The organism is Aureispira sp. CCB-QB1, from assembly GCF_000724545.1.
Lineage (GTDB): Bacteria > Bacteroidota > Bacteroidia > Chitinophagales > Saprospiraceae > Aureispira.
In genome coordinates this window covers 1-14,355 of record NZ_JHBV01000005.1, presented here as the reverse complement: position 1 = coordinate 14,355, position 14,355 = coordinate 1, and the positions used below count along the sequence as shown (strand labels likewise).

Genomic DNA, 14,355 nt, shown 5'->3' with positions numbered 1-14,355 from the left:
ATTAAAAAATCAACGGAGTATTAACAATTTTAACACAAAACCAAAGACTTGTATATTGTCATTTATTGATAAATTGTAATTCAAGATATAGGGAACTTTCTAAAAAAATGCTATCTTAAAGTTTACTTCAAAGTGTGCTTAGTGTTGTCTTTTAAAGATAAAACGGATAGATACACACAATCCAAATTTTCCCTTTGTTGTTGATGAATAGAAAATACTTCCATATCGTTTTTGTCTATTTATTTCTTTTGAATTGCTTATCGTCTAAAGTTTTGGCAACACATATGGTCGGTGGAGAAATAAATTATCGTTGCCTAGGAAATGATCAATATGAAATTATGGTTACCGTATTTCGAGATTGTGATACAGGGGTTCCATGGTTTGATAATCCTGCTTCGATAGGTGTATTTGACATCAACGACTCTTTAATTTATGATTTACGATTACAGTTAAGAAACAATGATACTTTGGATTTGAATTTAACAGATCCCTGTTTGGTAGCCCCACCCAATGTTTGCATTCACACGACAACATATTTAGACACGATTACCCTACCTTTTCGAGTTGGTGGTTATCAAATTGTTTACCAGCGTTGTTGCCGAAATCAAGATATTGTCAATATTGTAGCACCAACGTCGACAGGAGCCACCTATTCCTCTTATGTATCAGAAGAAGCCTTGTTAACGTGTAATAGTAGCGCTCGATTCATAGAATGGCCTCCAGTGTATATTTGTGCAGGAGTACCAATTGTGTATAACCATTCTGCTTTTGATCCCGATGGAGATTCTATTGTCTATGAACTGTGTACCCCTTTTACAGGAGCTACGCCAAGTCAGTCAATGCCACAGCCTCCCAATAATCCACCGTATAATCCAGTTATTTGGCAGCCTCCTTACAGTGTCAACAATATGTTGGGAGGACCAGATTCTTTAAAAATAGACCCTTCGACAGGATTATTGACTGGAACACCAGATGTATTAGGCGTTTTTGTGGTTGGTGTTTGTGCCAGCGAATATAGAAATGGTGTTTTAATATCTACTACTCGGCGTGACTTTCAATATGTCGTAGGTGTATGTGGACGTTTGGTATCCTCAGCATTTTTTGCACCAGATATTCAATGTGATAATTCTTTGGTTGTTAATTTTCAAAACAACAGTGCTTCTTTAGGGACAGGCTTTGTTTGGTCGTTTGGGGACAACAATGCAACTTCTACTTTTTCTAATCCCGCTTATATTTATCCAGATACTGGACGATATACGGTTACTTTGATTGCTGATCCTGGAACTTTGTGTGCCGATACCTCTACCCAAGAAATTTATTTGCAATACGAATCTATTGATGCTGATTTTGATATAACAACAGCTAATTGTACAGATTCCTTCTTTTTGGATATTACTGATCTAACAATTGATAGCATCAGCAGTATTGTGAAATGGGATTGGGATTTTGGAAATGGCGATACCGACACTATTCCTTATCCTTCGACCGTTTATGATACGTCAGGGACCTATATTATTAACTTGAATGTTTTGGCTGCCAATGGCTGTACAGCGAGCTATGCAGATACCATAACGCTTGATTTGCCAGTTGTTTTTAGTGCCGATACGGTAGGAATTTGTGATGGGAACAGTTCTGTTGTTTTAAATCCAGGGGGCAACCCCAATCACGTCTATCAATGGTCACCAGCAGCAGGCTTGAGTAGTACAACCGTAGCGAGTCCTATTGCTAGTCCATCGGGACCAACGACTTATTTTGTTACCGTTACAGTACCCAATGGCATAGATACTTGTGTCTTGGAACGTAGCATTACGGTTGTCTTACCTCCTCGGATTACACTAGATGTGATTCGAGATACGATTACCTGCCAAGATTCTATTTCAATTGTGGCAGTTAGTAATAATGCTCAAATAATTGAATGGACGACAGACCCTGCATTTAATACGATTTTATTTACAGGAGATAGTATTCGAATTCCTGTTACAACGGTGACACGGATTTTAGTACGTGCCACTGATTTTGCAGGCTGTTCTATTATTGATACGGTTGATATTATCAAAAGGAATACCCCGATTACAGTAGATTGGGCATATAGTTTGTTAACTTGCGATTCTGCTTTTACCGTACAATTTGTTGATCAAACAACAGATTTGTCAGGAGGGAGTCTTGCCAGTTGGTCGTGGGATTTTGGAGATTCTAATGGGAGTGCCCAGCAAAACCCTGTACATAACTATCAACAGTCAGGAAGTTATATTGTTGCATTAGATGTTGTGACAATAGATGGTTGTATTGGACGTTTTGAGGATGTTGTTAATGTAACAATTCCTCAGTTAACCAATGGCGATACGGTTGGGATTTGTCAAGGCAATAGTTCTGTGCAACTGAACCCCAATGGAGATGCTAGTTTGCAGTATCTATGGTCACCAGCGGCAACACTGAGTAGTGCCACAGCTGTTAGTCCTGTTGCAACACCCGTTATCCCAACAACTTATACCGTAACTATTACAGCGATAAATGGCAGCGATACCTGTGTCAATATAGAACAAGTACATGTTAACTTTCCGCCCCCTGTAACCGTAACCGTTCCACCGTTGACCGTATATTGTGGAAATACAGTTGATTTAGTAGCTTCTAGTCCTACAGCAATTTTTTATGAATGGGCAGGTGACCCTAGTTTTGGTACAATTATAGGCACAGGAAATCCTTATACGGCAACACCAACGACATTTCCTTATGCAGGATATTACGTTCGAGCAACAGATCCTTATGGATGCACGGCAACAGCATTTGCTCTAGTAGAACAAAATCAAGTTCCTGTCAATGTGAATTTTGCTTATCAATCCTTGGGCTGTTCAGATACCATTGCCTTGCAATTTACAGACCTGACAGCAGACACAATCGTGAGTCCGATTGTGAGTTGGTTATGGACAACTTCAGATGGTCAGAGCTCTACGCAACAACATCCAACATTTGTCTTTACACAAAGTCAATTGACAACTGTTCGTCTTGAGGTTACCTTAGCAAATGGTTGTAGTGGAAGCTTGGAAGATACATTGACCTTAAATATTGCTTCTTTGACAACCGACTCTACGGTCGTTTTGTGCAATGGCGATTCTACCTTAGTTCTTAATCCGGGAGGCAATCCTAACTTAGATTACCAATGGTCGCCTGCGGCATTCTTGTCCAGTACGAGCGACGCTTCGCCAATAGCAAGTGTTCCTAGTACCCCTTTTACCTATACGGTAAGTGTCACAGGCTATAGTTCAATAGATACCTGTTTTGCAATTCATGATGTGACCGTCATTCAAGCGCCACCAATTAACATAACGGTTCCAAAAGATACCGTAGTTTGTGGAAGTGTGTTTAATGTGATGGCGACAATTGATAATGCTACTCAGGTAGATTGGTCTTTTTCGCCTACCTTTAATCCGATAGCACTTTCAAACACCACCAATTTTTTTGTGGGCTTGCCCAATCCACCATTTAACTTATTGATCTATGTTCGAGCTACGGATCAATATGGGTGCACTGTAGAAGATACCGCTAAAATATATCGGCGAAACATACCAATTCCAACAAGTTTTATAACACAAATAAATGATTGTGACGATACCTTAGACGTTTCGTTTATTAATACAACTACTTTTCCTGCAGGAACTCAATTGCAAGGTTATGTTTGGAATTTTGGAAATGGATCAACAGCCTATACAACGAATGGCTTGGCTCAGTATCCTTCTAGTGGAACGCACATTGTTCGCTTAACGGCAACAGCAACCAACGGTTGTACAGGAACGTTTGTTGATACCTTAAATTATAATTTGCCTATTATCAACTCCAGCGATAGTATTGGTTTGTGTAATGTAGATTCCGTACAGTTGAACATTGGAGGAAATCCGAATTTGATTTATCAATGGGCTCCCGCAACAAGTTTGAATAATCCTACCATACCGAGTCCGATTGCTCGCCCCACAACGACAACTGCCTATACAGTAACGGTAACAGGAATTAACGATTTAGATACTTGTGTGTTGACTCATACTGTTGTTGTTGGTGTCGATAGTTTTATTTTTGATGTAATGGGAGATACTGTTTTGTGTTTGAATCAGGTGGAATTGAGTGTCAATGCTCCTAGTGCTACTGTTGTTGAATGGGCGTTGGATCGAAATTTTAATGCAATTATAGGAGCAGGAGCGACATTGGTGACAAATATAAATGATGCTAGGTGGTTCTATGTGCGAGGAGAAAATGGTTTTGGTTGTGAGGCGTTCGACTCTGTCTTTGTTAATTATAGAGGAAACGATATTCCCATTGACTTTAGCATGACGCCTGTAAATTGTGGCGATTCATTGGTCGTTCAATTTCAAGACATATCTGGAGACACACTTATTACTAATTGGAATTGGAATTTAGGGAATGGGCAAACATCTACGGTGCAAAATCCTATCGCAACTTATTTTATAGATTCTACTTATAACATTGATTTACAAATTCAAATAATAGGAAACTGTACAGGACGAATAAGCAAACAATTGACCGCACAAATTCCTGTTTTAGATGTTCCTAATAATAGTGTGGCGACATGTGGGAATGATTCTATTGTGCTGAATATTCAAACAAAACCTAATTTGACCTATGTTTGGTCGCCAAGTGCAGGACTGTCCGATTCTACAGTTGCTAATCCTACGGTTTTGCCAACAACAAATACGACTTATACTGTTCGAGTGTATGGGTACTCCAATTTTGGTGGGGTATTGGATACTTGTTGGCAAGAAGATTCTATTTTTGTAGCACTTCAACCTGCCCCTACCGTTCAAATTCAGGGTGATACCATATCTTGTGATACTAGTATTAATTTAGTAGCAAGCAGTTCTCAAATGATAAATTATGCTTGGTCAACAAGTAGAAATTTTCAGACTATTGTAGACAACGATGCTTTATTGACCGCAAGTTTGGTTGATGTATACAATAGTTTTTATGTGCAAGTACAGGATAGTTTTGGGTGCCGTGGTGTAGATTCTATTGTTGTTAGTCGTAGGGCGGTTGCTTTAGATTTGGATTCGATATATGCCAATTGTGGTGCAGATTCTCTTGCTTTGCAAGTGTTGAGTCATAATTTGGGGGATACATTAACCTATATTTGGACACCCAACAATATAATTCTTGCGGGACAAGGAACGGATAGTGTGCTTGTTGAAAGCAATACCGCAACTAGTTTGAAGGTGGTAGGGACGAATCAGTTCGGTTGTATAGATTCTGCGGAAACAACAATTCATATCGTATCTCCTTTGGGATTAAGTGTGCCTTTGGACACAATCTTATGCCAACCCAATATTACCTTAACTGCCAATGCTAGCCGAACGGCACAATATACTTGGGCTGATGATGCTACTTTTAACAACATTCTATCGCAAAATCCAAATTTGCAGACCAACGTTGTGAACAATCAACACGTTTACTATGTACAGGTAGAAGATACATTAGGATGTGTGCGTATGGATTCTGTACAAGTAGAATATTATCCTGTGGAGGTATTGTTGGATTCCGCAGCATTAATTTGTGAAACGGTACCAGTACAGCTTACAGTGATCAATTTAAATTTAAATGATAGTTTGACCTATCAATGGACACCTACTGGCACGATTGTTTCGGGACAAGGAACAGATAGTATTTGGGTGGCTCCAACTAGTACGACCAGTTATTTTGTTGCCGCTCAAAATCAGTACGGCTGTATTACTACTGCTCAAACTATAGTTAATGTTGCATCAAGCAACCCTGCACTTTCTATTATTGCAAATCAGGACACCATACCCTCAGGAAGCGCAGTGCAGTTACTAGCAACACAACAAGCAGGATATACGTATAGTTGGAATAGCCATCCTACGTTGAGTGGAGATACTATTTTTAATCCAATTGCAACACCAGAAGAAACAACAACGTATTATTTGACGGTAACAGATGCTTTAGGATGTCGGACAAAAGATTCTATAATTATCCATGTTGCTTTGCCAATTTGTGAGGAACCTAATATATTTGTTCCAAATGCTTTTTCACCAGATGGCGATGGTTATAATGATGTTATTTATGTCGAAGGAAATATAATTACGGAGATACGTTTTATGATATATAATCGTTGGGGGGAACAAGTTTTTGAGTCCACGGATAAAAATAGGGGGTGGAATGGCAAGTTTAAAGGAAAAGATTGTCCGCCAGATGTATACGGGTATTATATGCGGTGTCGATGTTTGGATGGTAATGAATTGATAAAAAAAGGAAATATAACTTTATTGAGATAATATATTTGTTTGCTGAAAAATCGTATTAGATTAATAATCAGCTCTATAAAACTTCAACATAAATTATTAGCAAAAAGTAACCATTTAATTTTATAAAACAAAATAAGCCTGAATCAGTTTTAACATGAGAAGAAACGTAAGTCATTTATTTTTAGTTGTTGTATTACTTACATTAACCAATGTCTTAAAGGCACAATGTACAGAAGAGGCAATCAATATGCCTACTAATTGGGAATCTAATGCTGGATTGGAAGAACCTAAAACATTGGTCTTAGAAACGACAGGAATTAAAGAGTTAAAATTATTACTATACACCCGTCGAGGAACAAAAATTTTTGAATCTAGTTCTTCTGTCTTGGGAGCTTCTAACGAAACAATAAAAATGTTAGATACAGGTTGGGATGGAACTAAACTGGGAAAAACCTTAAGAGCAGGTTTGTATGTTTATACCATAGAAGCGCAATGTGTAGATAAAAGCATAATTCACAAAACAGGTCAAATTGTTCTGACTGTAAAGTCATAAGAATGAATTTGTTGAGTGTAAACAGAACATTCGATGAAAAGAAAGGCTGAAAGAGGCTCTTTAGTTCGTCTGAATAATAACAGTCAATACTACAGTTGGTGCGATAGGAAAAGTGTATCTATATCTATTTGTTGAAACTGTTGATAAAAACTATAACATGATGAAGCACATTTATTTATTTATTTTGGCAATTCTCATCGGTCCATCTTTATCTGCACAAGATATTCATTGGTCTCAATTTGAGTATGCCCCGTTGAATCTTAATGCCGCACACACGGGTTTGTTTAATGGAGATTATCGTTTAGTGGGAAATTACAGAAGCCAATGGTTTGATGTGCCTGTAAGTTACCGAACAGTTTCTTTAACCTTTGATGCACATTTGTTGCCTTATCAATTGGAGAATGATGTATGGGGAGTTGGACTCACTTTTAACCACGATCAAGCAGGGGATGGACAATTGAGTTTGTTAAATGTCATGCTGTCAACCGCTTATACCAAACGAATTACAAAGCATTTTTTCATTGGTGCAGGGGTACAGTTAGGGTACAACAACCGTCGTTATAATCTACAAAAGCTAACATTCAACGATCAATTTAACGGCGATGTTTACGATCCTAATTTGGTTTCGTATGATCAAACTAAATTTGCAGGAAAAACAAACATCAACTATTTTGATATTAATGCGGGGTTAAACTTTCGATATCAATCTAGTAACCGAATGTGGGTAAACTTAGGTGGAGGCGTTTTTCACTTGACTCGACCCAATATGTCTTTCCTCGGAGTAGATGGCATTTTATTGCCAATTCGTTGGAATGTTATGGCTAATGCTTCCATTCAGGTATCTCAGCGTATTGATATTATGCCAAGTGTTATTTTTCAACGCCAACTTAATTATCAAGAAATTGTATATGGAGCAAGTTTGCGTTATCACTTTAATGTAAATCCTGGACGAGAAACGTCAGGTGAAATAGGTATCATGCACCGTTGGGACGATGCGATCATTGCGCGAATTGGGTTTGCTTACCAGCAATGGCATGTCGGGCTAAGTTATGATATCAATGTATCAGGATTTGAAGCTGCTACTAGAAATAACGGTGGCTATGAATTATCTGTTGTATATATTTGGAGTAAAGTACCTTCATTGGGATCAGTCAAAACCTGTCCAATTTTTTAGAAAAATTAAACTCAGAACGTTAAGAGAATTTTACATGGAAAATCGCTCAAATTTATTCGCATCCCTATCTTGTTTGACAGTTGTATGTTTATTACTATTACCCTTTGTTTCTCTACAAGCACAAAATCTAAAAGCGTATGAGAAAGCCGCAGATGATGCTTTTGCTAAGAAAGAATATTATAATGCAATGCATTATTATGATATTGTTTTGAGATCAAAAAAAACACCAGGTGTTTATTACAAATATGCAGAGGCTTGTCGATTGTCTTATGCCTATGATGTGGCAGAAGAAGCCTACAAAAAGGTAATTGATAGCAAGGATAAAAGCCGTTATCCAATGGTAGAGTATTACTATGGGGTAACACTCAAGCACAATGCAAAATACTCTGAGGCAAAACGGGCTTTTAAATACTTTTTAGATCGTTATAAAAAAGATAACTTTTATAAAGCTAAAGCAGAACAGGAAATGAAATCTTGTGACTTTGCCAAAAAGCTTGTTCAACAACCAATTCCTGAAAGTGAGTTGGAGTTTACGCATCTTAGTGAGCATGTTAATACCAAGTATTCTGATTTTGGAGCACACGAAATAGATAGCGTGTTGTATTATTCTTCGTTGCGATTTGATCGAAAAAGAGAAAAAGGTGAGAAGAAAGACAAGGATTTGAATAAGCCTCTCATTTCTAAAATACTGACTACACCTGATCACACAAAAGAGAAAGGAAAAGAACAAAAAGATTTAAACTTGCCTTCAGAACATTCTGCTAATTCAGCTTTGAGTCACGATGGCAACTACCTTTATTTTACGAGATGCTCTGGCAAACGTTCTGATAGTTTGCGTTGTGAAATTTATAGAAGTGAAAAATTAGCAGATGGAAAATGGTCTGCACCAGAACGGCTACCGAATCCAATTAATTCAAACAGTTCAACAACAACACATCCTAATTTGGCTTGGGATCAAACGACGCAATCCGAATGGCTGTATTTTTCTTCTGATAGAGCTGGTGGGCAAGGAGGAATGGATATTTGGCGGGTTGAGTTAAAAGATGATTTATCGAGTTCTGAACCTTATAATTTAGGTGCTGTGGTTAACTCTATAGATGCAGAAGTAACACCTTATTTTAGTACCAAAGAAAATCGCCTTTATTTTGCTTCTCGTTGGCATTTAGGTTTGGGTGGTTATGATATTTTTTCTAGTGATTATAACTCTAATAATGAGTGGTCAGTTCCTGTTAATCTTGGAATTCCTTATAATTCGGCAGCAAACGATTTGTACTATGTTCGCAATGCCAATGATACAACAGGATACATTGCCAGTAATCGAGATGGCTCACGCTCCTTAACAAAAGAAGCTTGTTGTAATGATATTTATCACTATGCTTATTTAAAAGCTTCTCCACCAGATACGATTCCTGATATTGTTAAAGTGGATACTCCAAAAGTAGATACACCAGATGTTGTGATTGTACCGCCTCCAGTAGATACACCAGATGTAGTCACTGTGCCTGTTGATACGCCTGATATTGTAGAAGTACCCGTTGAAGTTCCTCCTGTGTCAGAACCTACACCAGATGTGGTACAAGAATTGGATGACTTATTACCTCTGAGTTTGTATTTTCACAATGACGAACCAGACTCTAATGTTACAGTAAAATTTACCAATACTCCTTATGAAGAGAGTTATGCTTATTATACTAGTTTGATAGAGGAGTATAAAAGAGAGTATAGCCAGCAATTTGGTCCAGAGCGTGCCGCAGCGGAACAAGGAGTTGTACAGCAATTTTTTGATGATAAGGTTCGAGGCGAGTATAATCGTACGCAAGAATTCTTTGACCGCTTGTTAGAGGTGTTAGAAAAAGGAGCGAAGTTAAAGCTTTATATAAGGGGGTATACAAGCCCTAAAGCAGAAAAAAAATACAATATAGCATTGGCAAACCGTCGTGTTTCTAGTTTGCGAAATTTTATGATGGGTTATAAAAATGGTGCTTTTAAAAAATATGTTAACCAAAAGGATCTTATTATAAAAGAAGCTATGTTAGGAGAATCACTTGTACCTAAAGGAGTTAGTGATGATCATAAAGATCCTGCCAATTCTATTTATAGTGTAGCAGCGTCTCAAGAACGAAAAGCAGAAATCTCGGTATTGGTTCGGCAGTAAAAATTATTGTTAGATAATTGTAAAAAAATAACAGTCCATTGCAACTTCTTGCAATGGACTGTTGTCGTGTTAGTGTATAGGGGATTTAGAATTTTATTTTGTAAAGCCTCTAAATCGTATTCGTTTTTTTGAGAATATGGGAGTTAAACAACAAATTATTATGAGTTTTGTATGAATATATGAAATAGTATTCATGTAAAGTTAGCTTTAATTTGGTCAGAAAATAAAAAACGGCTACTTTTACAAAGTCACCAAAATCAATAAAAAAACTCAGATTTTAAATCTGAAATTTTAATCATTTTAATCATATTTTATTACAGCAAATTTTTACCCCTTCAGTCTATAAACGACTGTATCAAAACGTTTAATCATGAAATACATTTTCAGTTTACTTTTGTTGTTGAGTTTTTCTTATGCAGCATCAAGTCAGTGTACTTATGTGATTGATTTGCAAGATTCTTTTGGTGATGGGTGGAATGGTGCAAGCTTAGATGTGGACATTAATGGTACCTTCTTTGCTAATTACACCTTGCCCAACGGTTCTTCAAGTCAAGTCACTTTTAATGCTAACAATTTAGATGTGGTCACTTTCACCTACAATTCGGGGACGTTTGATGGTGAGGTTACCTATCAAATTTCGAGTAGTGGTGCACAATTGTTTGCAGATGGCCCCAACCCATTTGTAGGTCTTGCTTTCACACATCAGTGTGGTGGTTGCGACCCTGCTGGAAACCTGACAACGACCAATATCACAGCGACAACCGTAGATGTTGGATGGACACCCGCAGGAGGAAATCCTACCAATTGGATTATTGAGTATGGCTTGACTGGCTTCTCGCCAGGTACAGGAACCTCGATTACTACTGCAACCAATCCGTTGCCTTTAACAGGTCTTACACCAGGTTCTACTTATGATTTTTATGTATCTAGTATCTGTAGTTCAGGAGATACAAGTTTACAGACAGGACCTGCAACTTTTTCTACATTATGTTTGCCTGTTACTGTTTTTCCATTCTGGGAAGGATTTAATTCTAATTCACCAACACAAAATTGTTGGACAGTAATTGATAACAATGGAGATGGTGATGAATGGGATATGGATTACACCTTTAATCCTTTTGAGGGAGATGAGTGTGCTATAATCAGAACAGATTTTAATAATGGTAATAATGATGATTATTTAATATCTCCACAAATTACTTTGACAGGTGGAGAAAGGTTAAGATTTAAACATCGTTGTAACTCTACTTTCGAACCGAATGATTTTAGAGTTTTAGTATCAACAACTGGAATTGCACCAGCTGATTTTACCAATGTTATTTTAGTAGATACTTCCTCTGCTACTGCTTACGAAGAAGTTGTGCTTGATTTATCGGCATTTACTGGAAATGCTTTTATTGCATTCCATATTCCTAACGGAGGTTTGGATGGCTGGATTTTGTACATTGACGATGTTATGATCGAACATCCTACCATTAATGATGCTGGTGTGAGCGCATTGGTTCAACCTATTATTCCTCATTCAGGAGGTTTTACGCCTGTAGAAGTAGAGGTAACAAACTTTGGTCTTGATCCTTTGAATTCCTTTACCGTAGAGTGGGAAATAGCAGGTGTTGCACAGCCTTCTGTAGCTTACACAGGAGCTTCTATTGCACCAGGAGACAATGCTAATGTATTATTGGCAAATTTAAACTTGCCTTCTTCTGCATTAGATTTGAAGTTTTGGACAACCATGCCGAATGGTCAGATTGATGAGGCGTTTACAAATGATACCTTAGATCTTGATCTTTGCCCTGGATTATCGGGAACATATTCTGTTGGACATCCAACATCTGATTTTCCTACTATAACAGATGCTATGAGTGCATTGATGAATTGTGGAGTAGGAGGTCCTGTTACTATGGAATTCCAACCAGGAACGTATACTGGTCCATGGACTATTAATAAAATTCCAGGAACAAGTGCCGCCAACACGGTAACGTTTGATGGATTAGATGCTTCTAGTGCTATCTTGACACACGATGGATTAGGGTTTAATAGAGCAGCAACTCTTCTTTTGGATGGAGCAGAGTATTTCACAATGAAAAACTTTACTATTGAGAATACTGGTGCCAATGCTGCATACGGTGTTTTGTTGACCAACAATGCTCAATACAATACAATAGAAGAAAATAATATCTATGTATCTACAAATGCTGGGTTGACAAATGTAGTGGCTGTTTTGGCTTCTGCTAGTTACTCTAGTAGTACAGGTGTCTCAACAGAAGGAAATAATGCTAACTGGAATACCATCCAAAATAATGATATTGCTGGAGGGGTTGCAGGAATTATCCTAGAAGGAGGAGAGCGTGATTCGCTGAACATCGGAAATAAAATTATTGGAAATAGAATTCACGATGCGGAAGATTATGGAATTTATGTAGATGAGCAAGATAGTCTTGTTGTGAATGGAAACAAAGTATACGATATCACAGGTAGTGGTAGCGATGCAATGATGTTGTTTGATATTTCTAATTATGAGGTGATGGGAAATGAAGTAACCTCTAATGATTATGGTATTGCTATTTTTGGTGGTTTTAACGATCCTTGTAGAAATGGAGTTATTGTCAACAATATGGTAGAGTCAAATGACGAGGCACTTTACCTTAGAGATGCTCGATTGATACAAGTTTATCACAATAATTTGTCTGGTAATCGTACGTTCTTTTTGGATAATCATATCAATATTGATATACGTAATAATATCATGGTTACTTCTTCAGGAGAGTGTTTCTTTACATTTGACCCTGTAAGTTTAGCAGCAATGGACCATAATATGTATTATATCAGTGGTTCTGGAAATGCTGTTCGATTTGGTACCAATACCTATACTACCTTAGCAGATTGGCAAGCGGCACCATTGGGGTATGATGCTAATAGTGTTTCAGGAAACCCTGGTTTTGTAAATGGATTACACGTAACGAGTGCTTTGCCTGTTGATGCAGCCGACCCTGCATTGTCTTTCCCTGTTACTGTAGATTTTGATGGTGAAATGCGCCCAATGGGACCAACACCAGATATCGGAGCAGATGAGCATATTGTTATTGCTAATGATGCTATGGCGGTAGGTTTATTAGAACCTAAAGGCTGTGGTAGCTTGAGTGCAGATGTTATCATTCAAATTGCAAATTTAGGTTCTAACGACCTTGTTAGTACACCAATTACTGTAAATGTATCAGGAGCAGCAACGGCAACTTTTAGTTTTACACAACCACTAATTGTATCAGGAACGACAGCTCAAATAAATGTAGGAGCATTAAATACTAACGCAGGAGGTACATTTAACTTTGAAATTATTGTATCCTCTTCTGTAGATAGCAACCCAACAAACGATACATTGCTAGTTTCAACAACTATTTTACCAAGTAATCAAGTTGCCTTGACAATGACTGGAGACAATATCGTTTGTGAGAATAGAAGAGGTGTTGTTGCAGCAACAGCAAGTTATGCACCAGCTACTATTTTATGGTACGATGCTCCAACAGGTGGTAACCTAGTTCATATTGGACCAACCTTTACAACAGCACCATTGGATTCAGCAGTGATGTATTATGCAGCAATACAAGGGTGTAATTCTCCAAGAGCAATGACAACAATTGATGTTGATACGAACGGAATTAACATTGATTTGGGAGCAGATCAAACTATTTGTGGAGGCTCTGCGGCTACCATTACACCAACAATCACGGTTTCAACAGCTACTTCTCTGATTTGGTCAGATGGTTCACAGTCAGCATTTTTGAATCCTACTGTGGCAGGACAATATTGGGCAACTGTAGTGAATGCGAATGGTTGTACAGATACCGATACAATTGATTTAACAGTATCTCCAATTCCAACTATCGCAGAGACAATAACGAATGTATCTTGTGGTGGTGCGGCAGATGGTGCGATTAATTTAGCCGTATCTGGTGGAACAGGTCCTTATACTTACGAGTGGAGTAATACGACAACTGCAGCTAATTTAACGGGTGTTTCTGGAGGAACTTACAATGTAACAGTTACGGATAATGGAACGGCTTCTAACTGTGCTTACGTGACGAGCTTCCAAATAACAGAGCCAGCAGCTTTATCTGTAAATGTGAATACAACGGGTGTGGCTTGTAATGGAAATGACGGTACTGTAGATATTACTGTACAAGGAGGAACACCAAACTATAGTTACAATTGGTCT

General features: G+C 37.9%; 5 protein-coding genes. All 5 read left to right on the top strand.

What is annotated here, in order from left to right; genetic code table 11:
• The first annotated feature begins 272 nt into the window (after positions 1–272).
• Entirely contained in the window at positions 273–6,290 is a 6,018-nt protein-coding gene (locus tag CG11_RS01445) for a PKD domain-containing protein (RefSeq protein ID WP_197043758.1), read from the top strand.
• A gap of 124 nt (positions 6,291–6,414) precedes the next feature.
• A complete protein-coding gene (locus CG11_RS01440; RefSeq protein ID WP_052592373.1) occupies positions 6,415–6,813 on the top strand; it encodes a hypothetical protein in 399 nt (132 codons plus the stop codon).
• 157 nt (positions 6,814–6,970) lie between these two features.
• On the top strand, positions 6,971–7,987 hold the full coding sequence (locus CG11_RS01435) for a PorP/SprF family type IX secretion system membrane protein (RefSeq protein ID WP_081909431.1): 1,017 nt from the start codon (positions 6,971–6,973) through the stop codon (positions 7,985–7,987).
• Positions 7,988–8,021: 34 nt separating this feature from the next.
• Complete coding sequence (locus CG11_RS01430; RefSeq protein WP_052592369.1) at positions 8,022–10,142, top strand: PD40 domain-containing protein; 2,121 nt, start codon at positions 8,022–8,024, stop codon at positions 10,140–10,142.
• A gap of 370 nt (positions 10,143–10,512) precedes the next feature.
• Positions 10,513–14,355, top strand: a 3,843-nt coding sequence (locus CG11_RS01425) for a choice-of-anchor J domain-containing protein (protein WP_197043757.1), incomplete at its 3' end; no start/stop codon positions are given.

Excerpts from the sequence above, each read along its gene's own strand:
- CG11_RS01440 (WP_052592373.1), top strand. The coding sequence starts at position 6,415 with ATGAGAAGAAACGTAAGTCATTTATTTTTAGTTGTTGTATTACTTACA.
- CG11_RS01430 (WP_052592369.1), top strand. The coding sequence starts at position 8,022 with ATGGAAAATCGCTCAAATTTATTCGCATCCCTATCTTGTTTGACAGTT.
- CG11_RS01435 (WP_081909431.1), top strand. The coding sequence starts at position 6,971 with ATGATGAAGCACATTTATTTATTTATTTTGGCAATTCTCATCGGTCCA.